Below are 21455 nucleotides of genomic sequence, written 5' to 3'. Positions count from 1 at the left end.
ATGCAAATTAAAAGAAATCATAAATAAACGGCTTGCGCACTGGTACTACATTCTCAAATGCCCGTATTTCCTCTTCGCTTCCGCTAATTAATTCTAATTCATTTAGTTCTAATGGGCGTTTGTATCCAAGCAGTATTGTAGATAGTGCATTTATATCTAGCTTGATCCCTTTATCCATTGGTTCTTCTATAATTGCTATTTCATAATTTGCAAGTCTCACCGATACATTATTCCACGGTGCAAATGAATCTGTAATATGTAAAATGACTTCTTGTTGTACATTGTTCCAGTTTAACTCATACTGTTTTAAGAACTGCTCTACATCTACAATTCTTCCCATAAAATATGGTTTTATTTCTGTTTTCACACGTGGTTCTTGCAATGTATATAACAACTGTTCGTTTTCACTTACTTTCATTTCAAGCTCTTTAATCATAGAATCATGCTGGCAAATAAAATTCCATAGACCATTTCGTGCTTCATTATGCAGTGGTACAAATTCTTCTACTGTCATTTTATAGTTTTCTATTTTGTATAACATGTAACCTGCTGCCTTTTTATTTTCATCATAGTAAATCGCTAATGTTAAATCATCATAAACCGCTTGTAACCACCAGTTCTTCTCTCGAACTAACATACATGAAAAACGTTCTGCAAATGCTTCATAGAGCTTCTCGACTTCTTTTGGATGATTTTCTTTATTAAAACGTTTCACAGTACTATTTACTTGTTTTTTCATCACTAAATCGCTCTTACTTATATGACATTTGAGTAGATTCGCACAAAGTTCCCAGCCGTATTTACGGTAAAATGAAACAGCAAATGGGTGTAACATAGAGACTGTATAGCCATCTTTTTTCATTCTTTGAAGTGAATGTTGAAGTAGCTCTTTTACATACCCACTTCTTCTGTACTCTGGATACGTCGCTACTCCTGCAACGCCACCCATTTTAAATTTTTCTTTACCTATGTAAATATGAAACGGGATGAGGTGTAGTTTTGCAGCTAAGTCTTTCCCTTCCATAATGCCGTATATTTCATGACTTTCCTTCATTTTTGTAAGTTGCTGCTGTAATCGTTCCTCATCTACTTTATATTGAAAAGCGTATTCTGATAAACGTAATGCTTCTCTGAATTTATCTTCTTTTAATTGTATGACATTCATATAATTCTCCTCCATTCCCTTTTTGAATTGTATCATAATTCTCACTATTATAGTTCGGTAAGTGAAATTACAAGGACGTTTTAACAAAAAAGCAGATACATCACGTATCTGCTTTCCACCCTTTTTATTTAGCTAACTTTTGAAGTTCGTCAAAGAATGTAGGATATGATACACCTACTGCTTCTGCATCTTCAATAATTGTTTTTCCTTCTGCTAGGCAGCCAGCAATTGCAAGCATCATTCCGATACGGTGATCACCATAACTATTTACTGTATTGCCTTTTAGAGCTGATTTTCCGTAAATGATCATACCGTCATCAGTTGCTTCTATTCGAGCTCCTAGTTTCGTTAACTCAGCAACTACTGTATCAATACGGTTTGTTTCTTTTACTTTTAATTCGTGTGCATCTTTAATTACTGTAATTCCTTCTGCTTGCGTTGCCGCTAATGCGATTACAGGAATCTCATCGATTAATCTAGGGATAATATCTCCGCCAATTTCAATTCCTTTTAATGAAGATGTTTCGATTGTAATATTTGCAGCTGGTTCTGATGCCCCTTCGTTAATTAGGTCTACAGTGAACGTAGCACCCATTTTTTCTAAAACATCAATAATACCTGTACGGGTTGGATTCATTCCTACATTTTGTAATACTAGTTTACTATTTGGGATGATTGCACCTGCTACTAAGAAAAATGCTGCTGATGATACGTCACCGGGCACTTGAATGTCTGTTGCTGTTAATTTTTGTCCACCTGACAGCTTCACTGTTTTCCCTTCGCGAGTTACTTTAACACCAAATGCTTCGAGCATTCTTTCCGTATGGTCGCGTGAAATATGTGGTTCTGTAACAGCTGTTACACCTTCTGCACGAAGACCTGCAAGTAAAATAGCTGACTTTACTTGTGCACTTGCAACAGGAGAAATATATTCAATTGCTTTTAAATCTCCGCCACGTATTGTTAACGGTGTAAATGTTCCTTCTTCTCGGCCGTCTATGTTTGCGCCCATTTGTTTTAATGGGTTTGTTACACGCTTCATCGGTCTTTTTGCGATAGATTCATCACCTTGTACGCAAGAGAAAAATGGTGTGTTAGCTAATATACCTGACATTAATCGGATTGTTGTACCAGAATTACCAACATCTAATACAGCTTTTGGTTCTTGTAAACCTTCTAATCCTTTACCAACTACAGTAACCTCATCACCGTTTTGCGTAATTTCTACTCCCATTTCTTTAAAACATGAAATCGTACTTAAACAGTCTGCACCGGGCAAGAAACCTTTAATTGTTGTTTTCCCTTCTGCAATAGAACCGAACATAACAGCACGGTGTGAAATGGATTTATCACCTGGGATTGTAATATTGCCATTCAATCCGTTATTAACAGGTTGTATTGTTCTTTCTTTCACGTTTTTCACCTTCTCATTTAAATTGTTTCATAAGTTTGGTATTCTTCTTCTCCAAGCGCTAGTTTTGCTTTCATACGATCTTCTTCCCTTTGGAAGCTAATACGTAATACCCCAAGCAGTCCTTCACGCGCTTCTAATATTTGCAAGTTCGTAATACTAATCTCCTCGCGCGCCAAAATACTCGTAATATGAGCCAATGCCCCCACCTTATCTAATACATCGACGTATAAGTCGTGATAGGCAGGAATTGCCCCTCTCTTTCTTACTGGTAAAGAATCACGGTATTCTTTCGCATCTGCAAAATAGTTTTGAATCTCGCATGCATCTCCGGTAGAAACTGTTTTATATAAATCTTCCATTTCAGAGATCCACTCTTTTAATAATACCATTAAATGCTCACGATTTTGCTTTACAATATCACTCCACATTTTCGGACTACTAGATGCGATACGTGTAATGTCTTTAAACCCTCCAGCAGCTAGCTGATGAATGAGCGGATTATCTCCTGCATGTTTCTCTACTTGCTTCACTAAACCTGCTGCGATAAGGTGCGGGAAATGACTAACGATTCCTGTTACATAATCATGTTCTTCTGTATTTAAAACAAGGAAATGTGATCCCGTTCCTTTTAACCAATCTTTTAACTCTTCCACATGTTCATTTGGCACATGATGCATCGGTGTTAAAATGTAAAATGCATTTTCAAATAAATGCGCTTTTGCACTTTCAACTCCCGTTTTATGAGAACCTGCCATTGGATGTCCACCAATGAAAGATACTTCCTTTGAAAATAAAGTTTCTGCTTCATTCATAATCGTGCCTTTTGTACTACCAACATCAGTCACTATAACATCTTCTCGTAAACGGAATGACGCAAGTTTGTGTAATAGCTTCTTTGTTTCTTCAACTGGAGAAGCAAAAACAATTAAATGTGCCTCTTCACATGCATGCTGTAAATCAACTGCTATTTCATCTACTACGTGTAATTCTTTTGCACACTCTACTTGTTCTTGAAATATATCATAACCTGTTATCGTTACATCGTGCTCTTTCTTAATTGCTAATGCGAGAGAGCCTCCGATTAAACCAGTTCCAATTAATACTACCTTTTTACGCATTTTCCTCATCTCGAGACTTTCTTTTTTTATTTTCAAAGTGTTGTTGTAACACTGAAATCACCCCTTCATTTTGCTCCCTTGTTCCGACTGTAATACGGATACCATTCGGGAACGGACGAATAATAAATCCTGCATGTGCACAAGCTTCATAAATCTCTCCAGCATTCTCAACTGGCAAGAAGATGAAATTTGTTTGCGATGGATAAAATGGAATATCATTTTCCCTACAAAAGCTCTCGTATTGTTGTAACCCTTCTGTATTCACACGAACTATTTCTTCAATAAACTCGTCATCACCAAAAGCAATCGTCGCTGCTTTTTGCGCTAATGAAGATACGTTAAATGGCAAACGAACGACATTTAATTTTTCGATTAACTCTTCCTGTCCAACCGCATATCCAACGCGGAAAGAAGCTAATCCGTACGCTTTAGAAAATGTTCTAAGTACAAGAATATTTTTATGTTTTTCTAAAAGCGGTAATGTCTCTGGGAAATCTTTTGCTGTTACGTATTCATAGTACGCTTCATCAATGACAATTAACGTATTTTCACTAATACCTTCAATGAATTGAGTCAATTTTCGGTCATTCACATATGTGCCTGTTGGATTGTTCGGGTTACAAATCCATACAATTTTTGTATCGTTATCTACTACTGAAGAAATTTCTTCTAAGTCGTATACACCGTTATTTAACGCAACTTCCTTCACTTCGCAACCTTCTATAATGGCATGATGACGATACTGTGGGAATGTTGCACCTGCTGTTACAATGTTATCTCCCGCTCGTAATACGGCGCGGCTTATTATTTGAATGATTTCATCTAAACCACTACCACAAAGTACTTGTTCCATTTTCACATGTAACTTATCTGCGATTGTTTGACGGAGCGTTGTAGCACCTCCGTCAGGATATAAAGCATGTTCCAACCACGATTTTTGCAACTCATCTAAAACACGTGGCGAACAGCCGAATGGATTTTCATTCGATGCTAATTTCACAAACGAATGATCTCCGTACACTTCTTTCATTTGTTCTGGTGATTTACCTGGTTTATATGGTTGTAATGATGATAGTTGATCTTTTACTTGCACGTTAAACCCACCTTTTTATTAAAATTCTTTTGCGTAGTTATTGTGTTGCATAATGTTTTGTTTTAATAATTCCATACGATCTTTTCCGAATTGTTCGACTAGTGCATCTGCAAGTTCCCATGCCACAACAGATTCAGCTACTACACCCGCCGCTGGTACTGCGCAACTATCAGATCTTTCAATACTCGCTTGGAATGCTTCTTTCGTATCAATATCAACGCTTGCTAACGGTTTGTATAAAGTAGGAATTGGCTTCATCACGCCTCTTACGATAATTGGCATACCTGTTGTCATACCGCCTTCTAAACCGCCGGCATTATTCGTTCTTCTCGTGTATCCTTTTTCTTCATCCCACAGAATTTCATCATGCACTTTACTTCCTGGTTGTCTTGCCGCTTCAAAACCTACGCCAATTTCAGCACCTTTAAATGCATTTATACTCATAATTGCACCAGCAAGTTTTGCATCTAATTTACGATCGTAATGAACGTAACTACCAACGCCAATTGGCATACCTTCTGCAATAACTTCCACAATACCACCGATTGAATCTCCGCTACTTTTTGCGTTGTCAATCGCATCCATCATTTCTTGCTCTACTTCTTTATCTAAACATCGAACTGGTGAGTTTTCAGTTATCGTTTGGATTTCTTCAATCGGTAAGTTTGAAATATGTTTTGCTTTTACTCCACCAATTTCAAGAACATGTCCTGCAATTTCCACGCCTAATTCGCTTAAAATTTGTTTTGCAACTGCACCAGCAGCTACACGAACTGTCGTTTCTCTTGCAGATGAGCGCTCTAATACGTTTCTTATATCACGATGACCATATTTAATTGCTCCATTTAAATCCGCATGTCCGGGACGTGGTTTTGTAATTGTACGTTTCATGTCCTTACTTTCTTTTTCAGAAATTGGCTCTGCACCCATTACTTTCGTCCAATGTTTGAAATCATCATTTTTTACAATTAACGTAATCGGTGATCCAAGTGTCATCCCGTGACGAACACCACTTACAATTTCAACTGTATCTGTTTCAATTTGCATACGTCTTCCGCGTCCATGACCTTTTTGTCTTCTTAATAATTCTTTATTAATATGTTCCGCCGTAAGTGTCAAACCTGCTGGTACACCTTCTAAAATAACTGTTAACTGCGGTCCATGTGATTCTCCAGCTGTAATGTATCTCATTTCTCTTGCCCCTTTACTATTTTTTTGTACAAAAAAGTCCCTACTGAGCGCTCAGTAGGGACGATGTTTATCGCGGTACCACCCTAGTTGTAGACTTCTTTCGTCTACCTCTCTTCTTCTTTAACGATCGTTTGACCGTCTTACCCTCCAAAAGTTGTCGGGAAAGATGCTCCAAGGCTGTAATTCATGCTTACCTTTGTACTGATTCACACCGACCATCAGCTCTCTTTAACAGTGAGATAAGCACTACTGTTTCCTCTTCAACGCATATATGATATGGAATTAAGATAATTTATTTTTGAAACCTTTTAACTCATCCATGAATCTATGGAATTCTGGAATGTCCATTTGTTGTGCAGAATCTGATAATGCAACTGCTGGATCTGGATGAACTTCAGCCATTACTGCATCTGCGCCAATTGCAAGTGCCGCTTTCGCTGTTGGTAATAATAAATCTCTGCGTCCAGTTGAATGTGTTACATCAACGATAACTGGTAAATGTGTTTCTTTCTTTAAAATTGGTACTGCAGAAATGTCTAATGTGTTACGTGTTGCTCTTTCGTATGTGCGGATACCGCGCTCACAAAGAATAATTTGATCGTTACCTTGCGCAATGATGTATTCCGCTGCGTTAATGAACTCATCAATTGTTGCTGCTAATCCACGTTTTAATAATACTGGTTTGTTAACTTTACCTACAGCTCGTAATAAATCGAAGTTTTGCATGTTACGTGCGCCAACTTGAATTACATCAACGTAGTCTAATGCCATTTCAACATCGTTCGGATTTAAAATTTCACTAATAATTGCTAAGTCAAACTCGTCTGCTACTTGACGTAAAATTTGAAGTCCTTCTACTCCTAAACCTTGGAAATCATATGGAGAAGTTCTCGGTTTGAATGCACCACCGCGCATTAATTTTAAGCCTTGGTCTTTCATCGCTTGCCCTACTTGACGAACTTGTTCTAAACTTTCTACTGCACAAGGTCCCATAATGAACGTTTGTGTTCCGTTTCCAATCAATTCACCTTTTACATCAACGATTGTATTTTCTTGTTTCTTTTTACGTGATACTAGTAACGCTTTACGGTTATCATCTTCTTGTAACTCTAAGCTTGCTTTGAAAATCGTTTTGAAAATATGTTGAACTGTTGATGTTTCGAATGGTCCTTCGTTATGCTCTGCGATCATATCAAGTACTTCACGCTCACGTACTGGATCAAAGCGTTTCGTGCCTTGTACTTGCTTTTGCTCTCCAATTTTTTGAACAATTTCACCACGTTTGTTTAAAAGGTGTAATAGTTGTAAGTTAATTTCATCTACCTGTTTACGTAATTGATCTAATTCATGATTTGCCATTTGGAAATCCTCCTCTAATGTTTTAAAAGTATAGTAAGAGAATAAAAAATTCTCTATTTTCTGAACTGACTAATTATACAAATTCATAGTGGAATCGATACCTCTTCTTATTTTAAACTGATAATTCTTACAAAGACATGAACTACTAGTTAAAAACCCACTTTTTTGTACAAAAAAGCCCTACTGATCCAATCAGTAGGAACGATATTTATCGCGGTACCACCCTAGTTGTAGACTTCTTTCGTCTACCTCTCTTCATTGTTAACGATCATCTGACCGTCTTTCCCTTCATAAAGACAATACTATCTTTACTACGAAAAAGATGCTCCAGGACTGTAATTCGCTCTTGTTTATGTACTGGTTTGCACCAACCACCAGCTCTCTGTTACAGGGAAACAACAACTACTGCTTTTCCTTTCAATGCATGACTATTTAATTTTCAAGTTGAACCACTAAAATACAAAAAGTCCCTACTGAATAAATCAGTAGGGACGATATTTATCGCGGTACCACCCTAGTTGTAGACTAACTTTCCGTCTACCTCTCTTCACTGTTAACGATCAATTGACCGCTTTTTCCTCATAAAGACAAACTATCTTTATTACGAAAAAGATGCTCCAAGACTGTAATTCATGATTATCCCTGTACTGGTTCACACCAACCACCAGCTCTCTGTTACAGTAAGACTAACCACTACTGTGATCTCTTCATTGCACTTTGTTTATTCAAATGTTTTTGAAATTGAATAAGTATGATTCGTATTATAGAACGCTTTTCAAAACACTGTCAACAACTTTTTATATATTTTTTTAAATTCCACTTTCGTCCTATAATTCTTTTTGTAAATCACCCATTACAATTCCTATGCGAATTATTTCATTTTCTAGTAAATGTAAAACATATTCCTCTACTTCATACTGAACTAATAATTCTTTTATTTTTATGATTTCTTTTTCAAATAAAACGGCTTCGTGACATGTTTGTAGTAAAATAAAAAACACATTTGCAAATATTTCTTTATGCGCTTTCATACTTTCTTTTTTATGAAGCATTTCAATCAATAACTGCTTCATTTCCTCACCTGCACATTTACCATGTACACTTGAAAATGCACGAGACATAATACATAATCCTTTTTCTAATATTTCATCCATGTATAAAATAATACGTAAAAGCATTACATATTCTCTTGCAGTTATCTCACCCATTTTTGGTCGTTCTCGCAAAAATACACTGAGCCAAGCTGTCCAAAATTTTTGTTGTTCTTTTACACTTAATGTTTTGACGTAATAGCATAAAAACTGCATAAACTTAATTTTATTTTCTTCATTTTCTAGTATGAGTAACGGGTATAACCAACCTGTTTTTTGATCCCAATATAGTACACATTTAATAAATACAAAGCTAAGCCACTTCAAGAAAGCTTCTCTCGTATGCGGATGTAATACTTCCAAATGTTCTATCGCATACTTAATAAATCGCTTCATTTCTGTAAATAAAGGTAGATTTATTTGCGTGTAACATAAGCCGGCCCATGCATATTCCGTAATTTCATTTTGTTTTTTTAAATCTAAGTATGGTAACAAATATTTTCGGCACCATTGTTTTTCAATATGATATAGGAATGTAATATCTGCTATTAAACGAGCAAACATAAAGTTTGTTCGTTCCGAATTAACTCTTACTTGTTCTTCAAATAAAAATAAATATTCATATACATTACGATCGTATAAATGATCATATGATAACAACTTTAATAATACAGCTGTCATTTTTCCAACTGGATGCTGAATTGATTCATTGTAAAAATCTTGTTTCCCAAGCTTAAAGTCTGTATCACTCTTCATAACTTGAGGAAACACTGAAAAAGCAAATCGTTTTACAACACGTATACTATTCTCTTCTAACTCTTCTAGTCGATTACTAATTTCATATAAAAAACTACTAATTAACCAATGAAAAGCAGTATTTCTAACAAATTTCTGCAATAGCGGAATAATTTTTTGGATTTGATCATTTGTCAATCCTCGATTATTTCGCCATTCTCTAATACAAACAAACCATACTTCATTACTTATTTCTTGCACTCCTACTAATTGGTATGCAAATGAAATACTCCACTCTGTGTTTAATTTACATGCTTTTGATAACATCTCTAAAAAATGGCGTTGTTCCAAAACACGATCTTGCGAAAATTGCTGAACTTGCTTCATAATTTCAACATCTTTCAGTTGCAATAATCCGTCAGCAGTTACATTACAAGTAATACTTTGCTCTGTATCCTCTTTCTTTTGTACACTGTATCGTTCGGAATGAAAATGAGGATGCTTTTGCTTCATTAACTCATACCCATTTGCCGTAGATGGACTATTTGAATCACACTTGAATAATAAGTCTAATACGAGACATGCATCAAATACCCTCTCTTCTGTAAGATGCTTTATTACAGTTCGAATGACTTCTTCTTTTGTTTTTTCTAAACAATGTGCATAATGCCTTTTTAAAAGTTGAAAAACTTCGTGTTTATAAGTGAAATCTAAAAGAAGTCCTTCATGTAACAACCATTTCATTTTGTCATCTACACGAACAAAAATATTTTTATTCATCGCATCAATTGCAATTTGCTTTTGAAGTACACTATTTGCTTCTATCATTTCTGTAATATAATAATCCGCTTTTTTCTCATTGTTTTCGCATAAATAAGTTAGACACTCTTTTACAATTCGTATTAAAAATGCAAGATCATTTTGATGAAACTCTTTCTCTACATTTTCCTTATTTCTTTTTTTCAGTGCAGTTTGTCTTAACGACAACATTCTCAATTTTTCTAATCCAATCATCATAATTGGAACAGCATAATAAGCGATATATGGCCTCATCTTTTCGTTCCAAATTTGCTCCACATGAGAAAATGTAGATACTGGTAAGCGACTCGATTCCTCGAGTTCTATTGATTCTTGCGTATCATTTCCCCATTTTCTTACACGTTTCAACTTCAGTTTTCCGTCTAAAATAAAAGTTAGTAACAATAAGGCAATTTCTTTATGCTCAGGAAAAGAACATTTTTGCAGTAACTTAGAAATCTTTTCTATAGAGCTACTATCTTTTTCAGCTGTTTCTAATAAAAGGAGGGTCCACCTTGCAAACAACAACGGGTCCATCTTACTCTTCGTTTCGTTTAAGTAGTTACAAATTGTTCTCCATAATAACGGTGATATTTTAGAATAGTTTTTATAAATTAATTGAAATAATTCTTTCTGATGACTAAAAAGAAATTGTTCCACTAACCATTCTGCAAGTAATTCATCTACTTCATTATAGTTTGGCGTAAGCATAAACAAATTTTGTAATTTACCTTCTGCTTCTAACCATTCGACCCATTCATAATCATGAGCAAATTCCACAAAGTAACGTACTGTTTCAATTTTTTTAATCGATTGCTTTATGTATGATAATTGTTCCTGTTCTACTGACGGGGGAACCGTTACAATATCCCGAATACGCATTCTTTTCGTAATATAATTATCACCCATTAATTCAGCCCAGCGTTTTACCGCTTTTACGAGGGATTGATGATTATTTACCTTATTCGGATACACAATTGGTCTTATCCCTAAATGTTCCCAGTGGTACGTATTTTCTCCTTGTGCGACAAAAGCAAATCGTCTTGTACTTGGTGGTAAACCAGTTGCTAAATATTTCATTACTGGGTCATTATGACTATATCCAACGAATAAAACGGTGTAATTTGAGAATAGATCAACTAAAAACCTTCTCGCCCACCCTTCCGTTAAGTAAGCCCTTCCAAAATCACCATCTGTTAAAATTAAAGCCTCTTTCTCCTGTTCTACATTACCATGTATGTAAGCAAGACCTTTAAAAGCTCTCCCAGTCGGTAAAGCTGGAGCGTAATAAACATTGATATCTCTATTTATTTCTTTAATTGCAGTTGTAAAATGTTGATCAAAATTTGTTGTTACAATGCGGATATCTGTATCTAAAGGAAATAACCTTGGAATTGCATAATGCAATGGATTCGGTTTTGATTTCTCTATATGAACGAGATCTCTTGCGACTTGATGTACATCTTTTGTTTTCGCAATTTTACCAAGATAATAATCATGTGGCTCTGTTATTTCACGTTTTTCGACATATAACGTTTTTGCAATTTCATCAACTAAATCATCAAAATTCGGTAAGTTTGATTTCCCTTTCATAGAAACTCCTGCTCCAACAAATAACACTAACTTTCCTTGCTCAAGGTGATCAATTAACTCATCTGGAATTTCTACTTCTGAAGTAATCCACATCTTGGATTCCCCCTTACCTAAAAATGTCATATACTCTCATTTTACTATAACATTTTTTCATTGTTTTTATAATATTTAGACTAAATTCCGAACATGAAAAAGTTTTATGTAAATAAATCCGTTACAATGTATGAACTCCAGAATTTATTGAAAAACTATGTATAAATCGGAGGTGTAAATTTTGAATGATTTCACAGTAGTGCTTATCAAGTTTATATCGTGCATTATCGCATTTAGCATTGGGCTTGCTTTATTTTTCCCTGCAACGTTTGTTCAAATTATTTCATTCAGTCTCTTTGTTACAATCGTATCCTACATGTTCGTTGATAAAATTATTTCAAATCGAATTGGCAATACTGGTGCCATTATGTCGGATTTCTTATTAACATATTTAAGCGTATGGATTTTCGGTAATATTTTATTAGACAACTATATGCAAATTGCATGGGGCAGTATCCTTTCTGCCATCGTCTTCACTTTATCTGAAGTAATCGTTCATCGCTTCTCTAACTCTCATACAAGGCACAACAATGATAACATTCGTATTAATCGCCGCTTTGCATATGGTACAGAGTTTGCTGAAGAACAAAATATATTGGATAAAGATAAGAAAAAGTAACGTTTTAATGCAGGAGCGCCCTTTTTAATTATGTGGTGCTCCTTTTTTGTATTTTTTCATTATGGTACGTGAAATTATATAAGTGATTATTTCAAAATACCGACTTACTAACAATATTTGACGCTATTTTTTCTAATAAAAAACTGCCTCTTATTTAGAGGCAGCCACTTTTAAGTCTTTTACTGCAACAACATCCGCAAACGCTCCCAATACTGCGTTATGATGTTTCACAATATCTTCAGCACGTAACACTTCTGTATTAAATGTACTATGCGCATCCCTCACTAATGTTACTTTATGCTCTGCGCGTTGTCGTATCTACACAATACTCTGTTTGCATTCCCGAAAGAATAACGTGTTCAATTCCTTTCTCTTGTAACACTTCGCTTAAGTTTGTATTATGGAATGAATCTGGAGTCGTCTTTTCAACTATATTATCTCCTTCTTGCGGAGCGATGGCCGCATGGATTCGCCATCCATCCGTACCTTTTTCTAACGGATGGTCTTTAGGACCGTTATGTTGGATATAAATAACTGGAATATCATTTGAACGACATTCCCTAATAAGCTCTTGCAATGTTTGTAAAAACTTTCCCCCATTATGTACTGGCATTCCAGCTGTATACATACCCGCTTGCACATCAATTACGATTAATGCTTTTTTCATTTCACACATCCCCCTTTATTTGTATAAGCCATTATTATTGTTTATATTCCATCATCCAACAATCTTCTAATTTCCCCTCATGCAACTCATGTTCCTTTAAAATCTTTACTTTTTTAAATCCACTTTTTTCATAACACTTTATTGCTCGTTCATTATTTACTTTCGGATCCATTGCAATTGCTTCTGCTCCCATTTCACCCATAATATATGTAATTGCTGCCTGAACGAGTTTTGTTCCAATTCCCTTTCCCCAATAAGCTGGTTCACCGATAAATTGGTCCATACCCCATACATTTTGTGATTCTTTATAGCCATATGACGCTTTCCACTCTGAATCCACTGGGTACATTTGTATGTAACCAATCGGAACGGTATCAAATTCTATTAAACATCTTTTTTCATTACTGTTTGGACTATGTATAAAATGATCAAGCACCTTTTCTACAGATTGCGGATTATCTCGTCCTTCGTAATACTGCAAGACTGCTGGGTCCGTTAACCATTTAGAAATGATAGATGCATCATCTTCCATTACGTATCTAATCAATAAACCATCTTTTTGAAAAAGCATATTATACCTCTATTATTCCTTTATATTTTTTCTTGCTGCTACATCTTTCATTGCACCTACTAATGCATATGGTAGTAATGTAATCGCAAAAAATGCTGTAAATACGTTAAATTGCGGGATTGTATAGAGTGTGAACCATTCAGTGAAAAATTGAGAATTTAATATTCTATTAAAAAACTCTCCGCCTGGCCTAAAGTTTGGCGCCCACGCAGTGATTTCACACAAAATAAAGTGAAACTTTAATCAGTGGGGGTTTTGTTCATCCCCCACTGATTATCAGCCCTCACCAATCGGGCTTTTACGGGCAGTTGATCCCCCACCTAACTTCTTCGCTTTCGCTGAATTTTGAGGTGGGGGTCTTACTGCCCGTTAATGCGGGATAAACAGTAACTGAACAATAAAAAATGCCCCTAGATAACGAAACCAAGTCCGTTTCCATATTGGTTGTGCATTTTTTAATATATCCCCCATTTTACCCCCTCCTTAAATATCCATCATATTGATTATACACTTTCCTCACTTTATTTGTTAAAATTTTCTATATAATTAATACTGTTCAGGGGGGGAATATATTATGTCTAATCCTATATTTACATCCACTTTAATCATTCTTAGAGGAAACTCCGCAAGTGGTAAAACAACGATTGCAAAACAACTACAAGAACATTTCGGACAAGGGACACTTTTAGTATCACAGGATGTTGTACGTAGAGATATGCTTAGAGTACACGACACAATGGGTAATTTATCACATGATTTACTATTTGAAATTACGAAGTACGGAAAAGGAAAATGTGAATTTGTTATTTTAGAAGGTATATTGAACAGTCATAGGTATGGTGAGATGTTAAAAGAATTAATTCGTTATTTTGATGAAAATGCATTTGCATATTACTTTGATTTATCATTAGAGGAAACTATTAGACGACATAACACAAGAGACAAACGACATGAATTTGGTGAGGATTCCCTACAAAAATGGTATAATCCGCACGATACAATTAAGGTTGCCAGAGAAACTATTTTTACAGATAACTTTACGCAAAAAGATATATTTGATGCAATTCTTAATGATGTTGCGATCAAAAAACAAGCCTAACATAATATGTTAGGCTTGTTATATATTTTGTATTTCAGTTTTTATAATTAAACAATCTATACATAAATAATAGTATATATTCATTTCCCCAAACTGGAAATCAACTACTGAAATAAGTCCACGTTCCTCAATATCTTGAGTAATTGTAGCAACATATTTCATCTCTTTCGCACAAGTTGGACACGCCAAATCCTTTGGAAGATTATCATATAACGGTACCCCTAATAATCTACATACATATTCAGAACCGAACAAGTCAAAAGCTTCCCAGTAACTATCTTCATCTGTAGGTATATCTTCATTTTTCATATTTATAAGCTTTACCGTTGTTTTTGGTAATAAAACTGGTAACTTATATTCCTCTTCCATTATCCATTCTTATGTATTTTGCTGCTGTATGATTTGAACAGTTTTACCTCCATCACTTAACTGAAAATATTGCGGTTCCCATACCATCGCGCAGTTCAAACATGAAACGAATGGTAAAATATTTAGTTCATTACTTTTAAGTTCAGCAAGTCTCCCATCTTTTAAATCACAACAGAGAATTTGATGCATCTTTTCACCGCATAACTTACATACTGGCAAATTACAATCTTGACCGCCAAAGTAATGATTATATGAACCTCTTCCTTCAATTACTCTATACCCTTTCCGTTCTTTGCAATGTGCACCATATAATTCTGTTGTCATATTCTATCTGCGCCTTTTATAAGAATGATTCACAAAATGATAATAATTAAGACTAAAAAACATCGTCTTCCTGAATAGTTTCCATAATAAATTCTTTTAAACTCGGAGATATTTCTTCCATTTCGTCATCCGCGTGATACCAAATGTATATTTCATCATCCATTTTTCCATTATTTATTTTAAAGCACAATTTATCTCCTGAACCATCGTCACCAATTATGATAAGGTTTTCTGGCATATACTCATCTCTCATGTCAACATTTTGTCTAACTATATCATCCCAAGTTTTCGTTACATTTCTATTATCTTTAATCGGATATAGTATCCATTCCCCTATTTCAGCATTATTAACTAATTTAATAAGATCCCTATATTGATTTGGGAAAGCAGCACCTAACTTTTCTTCAGTTTCTTTTATTTGCAACTCTAATACACCTTGTTTCTTTGTTTCAATATATTCTCTTACTTCTTTCATGAAATACACCTATCCTTTGAACTTAATTACACTATTATGATTGAAAGTGTTTAGTAAACGATTTGATCCAATTTATACATTTCATTATACATTAATCCTTCGTTTTCAACATACTACTCTACTCTTCTCTACTTCCTTATCTCATTCTTAATAGTTTTATTTTCTAAACATCATACAATTTTTATGTTTTGTTACAGGTTTAGTAATAAGCCCTTTAAAAATCCTATTATCCTTCTACTAAAAAAATAAAAGCCAGCCTCAATAAAGAGAACTGACTTCTATTTGGATAATTATTGTTATTATAAAATTTTCACTTTAACAGTTTGTCTTCCCCAATTCATAGCTTTACTTTTTGAACCCATTAAAACATCAATACGATTACCTTTAATTGCACTTCCAGTATCACCAGCGATCGCTTCTCCATAGCCTTCTACCCATACTTTAGATCCTAATGGGATTACTTTCGGGTCAACTGCAATAATTCTCATATTCGGATTTGCCGTTAAATCATGCCCCATCGCAGTTAATACGCGTCCACCATATGTACCATTTTCACTTGGATCAGCAGTATACGCTGTCGCTACTACCGTTAATTCACGTTTAGCAGACTGTATGTTGTTTTTAGATGCTTCTTTCGCTCTCTCTTCTTCTTTAGCTTTTGCTATTTCTCTTGCTTTCTCTTCTTCTTTAGCTTTTGCTATTTCTCTTGCTTTCTCTTCTTCTTTAGCTTTTGCTATTTCTCTTGCTTTTTCTTCTTCTTTAGCTTTTGCTATTTCTCTTGCTTTCTCTTCTTCTTTAGCTTTTGCTATTTCTCTTGCTTTTTCTTCTTCTTTAGCTTTTGCTATTTCTCTTGCTTTTTCTTCTTCTTTAGCTTTTGCTATTTCTTTTGCTTTCTCTTCTTCTTTAGCTTTTGCTATTTCTTTTGCTTTTTCTTCTTCTTTAACTTTTACTTCTTCTTTAGCCTTTACTTCTTCTTTAGCCTTTACTTCTTCTTTAGCCTTTACTTCTTCTTTAGCCTTTACTTCTTCTTTAGCCTTTACTTCTTCTTTAGCCTTTACTTCTTCTTTAGCCTTTACTTCTTCTTTAGCCTTTACTTCTTCTTTAGCCTTTACTATTTCTTGCGCTTTCTCTTCTTCTTTAACTTTTACTTCTTCTTTAATTTTTGCCTCTTCTTTAGCCTTTGCTATTTCTTGCGCTTTTTCTTCTTCTTTAACTTTTACTTCTTCTTTAATTTTTGCCTCTTCTTTAGCCTTTGCTATTTCTTGCGCTTTCTCTTCTTCTTTAACTTTTACTACTTTTGCCTCTTCTTTAGGCTTTACTATTTCTTGTGCTTTCGTTGTTTCTTTCGCTTTTGCTACTTTCTGCGTCTTTATTTCTTTCTTTTCTTTAACTGATTTTTGTACTTTCGCTATTTGCTTCGTTTTCTCTTCAGTTTTCTTTTCAGTTGGTGCTGTACTTGATAGGAAAGAAACGTTTGCATAAGCAGTTTTTCCTTTATACTCAAATTGCAGCCATCCGTCTTTTACTTGATGCGTTGATTCAATTACATCATCTTTTTTTAGTCTGCCAAGAATTTCTGAATCCGTGTTTGCTTCAGTACGTACATTTAACAAATTCGCCGTTACATGATATACATCTTTTGTAAACTCCGAACTTACAAACACTTCTTTACCGTTCAACTCAATTTTTGACCAGCCATCTTCGGTATTTATGACTTTTAACTCTTGCCCATTCTTTACTTTTTCGACCACTTTTGATTCTGTAGTCGGTTTTTCACGTACGTTAAGTACATCTGCTGTTACGATTGTTTCTGCGGTAGCAGTTGTAGTAAACGCTCCCAATCCAAAAACAGTTGCTGTTGCTGCGCCAATTACTTTTTTCATATTACCCTCCATTAAATTTTTTTGAATTTTATCAAATGTCTCTGTAAAATTGTATAATTTCACATAATATCAAAACATTTGCAACAGTATATTAATATTATTTAATATACTGTTATTAAAACTCCTTACTCCAATACTATCAAATTCTCATTTCTAATTCTATATATTATAACTCTCCTTATCTTTTATAAAAGCTCCATGCCCTTCTTCACACTAAATAGTTGTGGCAATTCCCGCCAAAAATAAACTTACGATTGCTAAAATTTGAGTAGCGACTATAGCCCCTCTTAAATGAAACTTATAATCTTTATAACCTTTCATACCTTCCGTACTAGGAATCACAACAAACCTTGGAGTAATCCAGCAAAAAATTAGCCAATCAATTATAAGTAAATCTACTAAATTGAAAATCATTAAAATACCAAAAGTGTGTAAATAGGCATCCATATACATTAACTTTTCATGCTTATGTAGTATATATGTAGAAACGAAAGGACTACCGAAAAGAATAGTATTATATACAATATTAAAATAAATGGTTTGCTTTTTTTCATGAATCGATTTTGGAAAAACTACTTTTTGAATATCTTTCGGATAATCAGTTAACGAAAGTCGAGGATTATAACATAAGGACCCTAAAATCATTACGGATAGTACAATAGACATGATGACACCAACGTACATCATTTGCTCAAATTGATTCATATGCTTCATTCACCCTTTTCTGTAATTACTATGATGGTCATTCACTTAATTACATATTGTATGTACGTACACAATCAAAAATTAACAACTAGCTTTAATAGCGAAGCAAACAGATGTAAACGTACTAAAAGCAATTATCGATCCGAATAATATCCCTTCTCGCAAAATTTTACTAAGTGTAGGTTTTACATCGGAGAAAGTTTGTGAGATTGATGGATTACCTAGGGAAATTTTGAGCACATACATATAATTCCAAAAAGGCAGCGCTACTTATGTAGCACTGCCTTTTTCTTTATTGGAATAATCCTTTTCCTTTATTCATTTACTTATAAAGTATTGTCAGTTCTTCTTTATGTTCTGTATTTCCACATTATAAATATTTCACGTCAAGGAGAGATGACTGAAATGAATAATCAAAAAATTGAACTTACTGGTCGTATCGTTACACCTAATGATCCTGATTATAATTCAGCGCGTGAAGAATTCAATACATTCTTCAACAAATTTCCGTTAATCATTGTTTTTGCTCAAAATACGCAGGATGTAGTAAACGCTGTTCGCTGGTCAAGGCTACATAACGTTCCTATACGCATGCGCTCTGGACGTCATAATTATGAGGCATTATCCGTCAGTAATGCTGGTCTTGTAATTGATGTAAGTGAAATGAAACAATTAGAAATAGATCACAATAATGGAACTGTAACTATCGGGACTGGATGGAGAAATATTTCTTTAATTGAAACACTTGCAGCTGAAGGGTTAGTTGTGCCGAGTGGTGTTTGTCCTACTCCCGGGATTGCAGGTGTTACTTTAGGTGGCGGACATAGTATTCTCTCTCGTCCGTTTGGATTAACTCTCGATCATTTACTTGAATTAGAAATGGTAGACGCGAATGGTTGTATAATACGCGCTATCGCCAAGTGTAACTCCGATCTCTATTGGGCTTCGCGCGGTGCTGGTGGTGGTAACTTTGGAATATGTACTTCGTTTAAGTTTCGAACACATAAAATTAATACGGTAGGATTTGCAGAAATAAGCTGGGGGATATTGGACTTAAAAGATGTATTAAACTCTTGGCAAGAATACACACTACCTTGTGCTGATAAACGACTTACAACTACCCTTTTTATGTCTGCTGGATTAGAAGCATCTTTATTAATGCAAGGTGTATTTCTCGGTTCTGTTCAAGAATTGCAGACGCTACTACAGCCATTATTAGAAGCCGGCTCACCAATGCAAGTAACTATCGAAGAAATACCCTGGGCAGAAGCAGCAGCAAAAATAGCTGAAAAGCAACCTGCAACACCTTTACCATTTAAAAGTGTTGGTCCATATGTATATGAACTATTACCAGAAGAAGGACTATCCATTATCGATCACTTTATTAATAATGCACCTCCCTTTTCCACCACCTCCGTATTTTTCCACGGATTAGGCGGTGCTGTTGCTGAGGTGCCAAATGAGGCAACTGCTTACTTTTACCGAAAAGCACTATCAAACATGTCAATATTCGCTACTTGGGAGCAACCAGAAGGTGCCGCTGGAAGTATTCGATGGGTTGAAGACTTCCGCTTAGCGATGCTTCCATTTACAAAAGGTGTCTACGTTAATACGCCTGACCTATCCATTAAAAATTGGCCAGATGCATACTTCAGTTGCAACTTTGACCGATTAATGGAAGTAAAAGCGAAATATGATCCGAAAAATGTTTTTAACTTTCCGCAAAGTATTCCGCTTTTTTAAAATATACACTCCACCTAATCTATCTAAATACAAAACATCCATTTTTTTATGGGTGTTTTACAAAAAGAGTTTACATAATATAATTATTAGTTATTTCTCTTACTAAATATCTATTCAACAATCGAAAGTAACACTTTCTCAAGGTCTTTTTTAGATAACATACTTTCGTTTATATAGCCATTCTTTTAATTGTACTTCATCCAAAGCTCCGTTCCCCTCTCATAATCCTTCACACTATATTCGCTCGTTTTTCACAAAAGGTTCATTTTACATGAAAATTTATTTATTACAATAAAAATATAAGGTATATTTTTATGAAAAGGAGGAATTCAATAATGAATACAGAGGATAAAATTCACGCTGAAAAAGTGTTAAAAAATCTATTCATCGGATCACAAGTTGATGGATTACAATTTGGTATTTCTCCAGGCGCTATAAAGATTCATTTCACAAACTTTCACGACTCAGTTGATTATGACGGACAATTATATATCAATATCGAATCCAAATGGTGTTTATTTAATAAACCTCAAAAAAGCTACCCATTAAATGAAGATGAATTTGAAGTTTATTCTGAGAAAGAAGAATATGAAAGAATATGTAAGATAAGAAGACAAAAAGTTACCGATATACAACTTGGCTTAGAAAGCCCTCATTTAATTATTACATTAGAGAGTGGACAAATTATTTTTTTAAATGGTTTTCATGATTATTATGAATGTTGGCAAGCTGGTGTCCTATGTGAGCAATGGCTTGTAGTCGCTGCACCCGGGAATGAAATCGCCACTTGGGCTCCCGATGAGTTTACCGATAAGTAAACTGTCTTCACGAAGAAGAAACGAAGATATTTTATGAAGTACTATACTAATGAACTACATAATCATTTCTATTACACGTAAACAAAATGACGATTTTACTTTAATAGAACTCACTTTATTAAAGTTGAAAGGATGATAATGATGGCATGTGTCCATGATTTTGGAATAATTGACGATTTTACTTCTCAAAAAAATTACGAAGATTATACACCAGAGAAATATCATTGTATATCTGTTGATGATGATATTATCAGTAGTTTAAATCAAAATTTATCAATTATGAAAACCTACTTCCATACAGTCAAAAATCAGAAATACGGTTTAGCTTATTGTGGTATTACAATTATCCCGCCTGAATCATTAGCAATTTTCTATGAAACAGTTACATCCTCAAAGTTCTTCAGAAAATCTGATGAGCTAAATGAGTTAGCTTCAAAAATTGTACAAGCTGCAGCAGAACAGAAGTACATGATCCATTATGGGGTTTAAATGTAATTCAAAAAATGCTTAGGATTTCTCCGAAGCATTTTTT

17 protein-coding genes, 4 pseudogenes and 3 other annotated features are annotated in these 21455 nt (G+C 34.6%); of the genes and pseudogenes, 6 read left to right on the top strand and 15 right to left on the bottom strand.

Annotation, left to right across the window (positions count from 1 at the left end; translation table 11 throughout):
- Nucleotides 1-7: 7 nt before the first annotated feature.
- From M1D66_RS12760 to M1D66_RS12730, 7 genes are all read right to left on the bottom strand, one after another.
- Nucleotides 8-1165 (bottom strand): GNAT family N-acetyltransferase, encoded by a 1158-nt coding sequence (locus M1D66_RS12760; RefSeq protein WP_242555184.1) that lies wholly within the window; start codon nt 1163-1165, stop codon nt 8-10.
- Between the two features lie 124 nt (nt 1166-1289).
- Nucleotides 1290-2579: a 3-phosphoshikimate 1-carboxyvinyltransferase gene (gene aroA / locus M1D66_RS12755; RefSeq protein WP_000664630.1), complete on the bottom strand. Its 1290-nt coding sequence runs from the start codon at nt 2577-2579 to the stop codon at nt 1290-1292.
- A gap of 17 nt (nt 2580-2596) precedes the next feature.
- Nucleotides 2597-3697, bottom strand: a complete 1101-nt coding sequence (gene tyrA / locus M1D66_RS12750; RefSeq protein WP_086385762.1) for a prephenate dehydrogenase — start codon at nt 3695-3697, stop codon at nt 2597-2599.
- Complete coding sequence (gene hisC, locus M1D66_RS12745; protein WP_016122708.1) at nt 3690-4790, bottom strand: histidinol-phosphate transaminase; 1101 nt, start codon at nt 4788-4790, stop codon at nt 3690-3692. Before hisC ends, tyrA begins: the two co-directional genes overlap by 8 nt.
- Before the next feature lie 18 nt (nt 4791-4808).
- Nucleotides 4809-5981 carry a chorismate synthase gene (gene aroC / locus M1D66_RS12740; protein ID WP_074555213.1) on the bottom strand — a complete coding sequence of 391 codons (1173 nt, stop codon included), beginning with the start codon at nt 5979-5981 and terminating at the stop codon, nt 4809-4811.
- A gap of 53 nt (nt 5982-6034) precedes the next feature.
- Nucleotides 6035-6254, bottom strand: a binding site (T-box leader).
- 9 nt (nt 6255-6263) lie between these two features.
- Nucleotides 6264-7340, bottom strand: coding sequence for a bifunctional 3-deoxy-7-phosphoheptulonate synthase/chorismate mutase (locus M1D66_RS12735; protein ID WP_001273575.1), 1077 nt, complete (start codon nt 7338-7340; stop codon nt 6264-6266).
- A gap of 194 nt (nt 7341-7534) precedes the next feature.
- Nucleotides 7535-7770: a binding site (T-box leader), on the bottom strand.
- A 54-nt stretch (nt 7771-7824) separates the two neighbouring features.
- Nucleotides 7825-8060, bottom strand: a binding site (T-box leader).
- Between the two features lie 107 nt (nt 8061-8167).
- Nucleotides 8168-11650, bottom strand: coding sequence for a DUF4020 domain-containing protein (locus M1D66_RS12730; RefSeq protein WP_242555183.1), 3483 nt, complete (start codon nt 11648-11650; stop codon nt 8168-8170).
- 181 nt (nt 11651-11831) lie between these two features.
- Between M1D66_RS12730 and M1D66_RS12725 the strand changes: the two genes are divergently transcribed.
- Nucleotides 11832-12269 (top strand): YndM family protein, encoded by a 438-nt coding sequence (locus M1D66_RS12725; protein WP_153595279.1) that lies wholly within the window; start codon nt 11832-11834, stop codon nt 12267-12269.
- A gap of 150 nt (nt 12270-12419) precedes the next feature.
- Here the strand turns inward: M1D66_RS12725 and M1D66_RS12720 are convergent.
- The 4 genes and pseudogenes from M1D66_RS12720 to M1D66_RS12705 all read right to left on the bottom strand — a co-directional run bounded on the left by M1D66_RS12720 (nt 12420) and on the right by M1D66_RS12705 (nt 13978).
- A pseudogene (locus M1D66_RS12720) lies at nt 12420-12936 on the bottom strand (cysteine hydrolase family protein).
- A 34-nt stretch (nt 12937-12970) separates the two neighbouring features.
- Nucleotides 12971-13507: a GNAT family N-acetyltransferase gene (locus M1D66_RS12715; RefSeq protein ID WP_086385766.1), complete on the bottom strand. Its 537-nt coding sequence runs from the start codon at nt 13505-13507 to the stop codon at nt 12971-12973.
- A 12-nt stretch (nt 13508-13519) separates the two neighbouring features.
- Nucleotides 13520-13738, bottom strand: a pseudogene (locus M1D66_RS12710) (YfzA family protein); the annotation flags it as partial.
- Nucleotides 13739-13876: 138 nt separating this feature from the next.
- Nucleotides 13877-13978 (bottom strand): YfzA family protein, encoded by a 102-nt coding sequence (locus tag M1D66_RS12705; RefSeq protein WP_000502344.1) that lies wholly within the window; start codon nt 13976-13978, stop codon nt 13877-13879.
- A gap of 103 nt (nt 13979-14081) precedes the next feature.
- Between M1D66_RS12705 and M1D66_RS12700 the strand changes: the two genes are divergently transcribed.
- Nucleotides 14082-14606 carry a kinase gene (locus M1D66_RS12700; RefSeq protein WP_000070081.1) on the top strand — a complete coding sequence of 175 codons (525 nt, stop codon included), beginning with the start codon at nt 14082-14084 and terminating at the stop codon, nt 14604-14606.
- An 18-nt stretch (nt 14607-14624) separates the two neighbouring features.
- Here M1D66_RS12700 and M1D66_RS12695 read toward each other — a convergent pair.
- From M1D66_RS12695 to M1D66_RS12680, 4 genes and pseudogenes are all read right to left on the bottom strand, one after another.
- Nucleotides 14625-15299 (bottom strand): annotated as a pseudogene (locus M1D66_RS12695) (hypothetical protein).
- A 52-nt stretch (nt 15300-15351) separates the two neighbouring features.
- On the bottom strand, nt 15352-15774 hold the full coding sequence (locus M1D66_RS12690; RefSeq protein WP_000665936.1) for an SMI1/KNR4 family protein: 423 nt from the start codon (nt 15772-15774) through the stop codon (nt 15352-15354).
- A gap of 299 nt (nt 15775-16073) precedes the next feature.
- The gene (gene entB, locus M1D66_RS12685; protein WP_242555182.1) at nt 16074-17657 is read right to left on the bottom strand and encodes a cell wall-binding protein EntB; all 1584 of its coding nucleotides are present in this window, start codon (nt 17655-17657) and stop codon (nt 16074-16076) included.
- 213 nt (nt 17658-17870) lie between these two features.
- Nucleotides 17871-18362: a nitroreductase gene (locus M1D66_RS12680; RefSeq protein WP_070180236.1), complete on the bottom strand. Its 492-nt coding sequence runs from the start codon at nt 18360-18362 to the stop codon at nt 17871-17873.
- Nucleotides 18363-18447: 85 nt separating this feature from the next.
- On the opposite strand from M1D66_RS12680, the pseudogene M1D66_RS12675 reads away from it, so the two are divergent.
- The 4 genes and pseudogenes from M1D66_RS12675 to M1D66_RS12660 form a co-directional block, all read left to right on the top strand.
- Nucleotides 18448-18612, top strand: a pseudogene (locus M1D66_RS12675) (GNAT family N-acetyltransferase); the annotation flags it as partial.
- A gap of 155 nt (nt 18613-18767) precedes the next feature.
- Nucleotides 18768-20105 (top strand): FAD-binding oxidoreductase, encoded by a 1338-nt coding sequence (locus tag M1D66_RS12670; RefSeq protein ID WP_242555181.1) that lies wholly within the window; start codon nt 18768-18770, stop codon nt 20103-20105.
- Between the two features lie 335 nt (nt 20106-20440).
- The gene (locus M1D66_RS12665) at nt 20441-20923 is read left to right on the top strand and encodes a hypothetical protein (protein WP_001090913.1); all 483 of its coding nucleotides are present in this window, start codon (nt 20441-20443) and stop codon (nt 20921-20923) included.
- Between the two features lie 138 nt (nt 20924-21061).
- On the top strand, nt 21062-21412 hold the full coding sequence (locus tag M1D66_RS12660; protein WP_001999997.1) for a hypothetical protein: 351 nt from the start codon (nt 21062-21064) through the stop codon (nt 21410-21412).
- Nucleotides 21413-21455 lie beyond the last annotated feature (43 nt).

Source organism: Bacillus sp. PK6-16 (genome assembly GCF_056530295.1).
This window is presented reverse-complemented; position numbering and strand designations above follow the sequence as displayed.

Coding starts and splice junctions, on each gene's coding strand:
- M1D66_RS12700 (WP_000070081.1), top strand. CDS start 14,082: ATGTCTAATCCTATATTTACATCCACTTTAATCATTCTTAGAGGAAAC.
- entB (WP_242555182.1), bottom strand. CDS start 17,657: ATGAAAAAAGTAATTGGCGCAGCAACAGCAACTGTTTTTGGATTGGGA.
- M1D66_RS12665 (WP_001090913.1), top strand. CDS start 20,441: ATGAATACAGAGGATAAAATTCACGCTGAAAAAGTGTTAAAAAATCTA.
- M1D66_RS12760 (WP_242555184.1), bottom strand. CDS start 1,165: ATGAATGTCATACAATTAAAAGAAGATAAATTCAGAGAAGCATTACGT.
- M1D66_RS12680 (WP_070180236.1), bottom strand. CDS start 18,362: ATGAATCAATTTGAGCAAATGATGTACGTTGGTGTCATCATGTCTATT.
- aroC (WP_074555213.1), bottom strand. CDS start 5,981: ATGAGATACATTACAGCTGGAGAATCACATGGACCGCAGTTAACAGTT.
- M1D66_RS12670 (WP_242555181.1), top strand. CDS start 18,768: ATGAATAATCAAAAAATTGAACTTACTGGTCGTATCGTTACACCTAAT.
- M1D66_RS12735 (WP_001273575.1), bottom strand. CDS start 7,340: ATGGCAAATCATGAATTAGATCAATTACGTAAACAGGTAGATGAAATT.
- M1D66_RS12715 (WP_086385766.1), bottom strand. CDS start 13,507: ATGCTTTTTCAAAAAGATGGTTTATTGATTAGATACGTAATGGAAGAT.
- tyrA (WP_086385762.1), bottom strand. CDS start 3,697: ATGCGTAAAAAGGTAGTATTAATTGGAACTGGTTTAATCGGAGGCTCT.
- M1D66_RS12730 (WP_242555183.1), bottom strand. CDS start 11,650: ATGTGGATTACTTCAGAAGTAGAAATTCCAGATGAGTTAATTGATCAC.
- M1D66_RS12690 (WP_000665936.1), bottom strand. CDS start 15,774: ATGAAAGAAGTAAGAGAATATATTGAAACAAAGAAACAAGGTGTATTA.
- M1D66_RS12705 (WP_000502344.1), bottom strand. CDS start 13,978: ATGGGGGATATATTAAAAAATGCACAACCAATATGGAAACGGACTTGG.
- M1D66_RS12660 (WP_001999997.1), top strand. CDS start 21,062: ATGATGGCATGTGTCCATGATTTTGGAATAATTGACGATTTTACTTCT.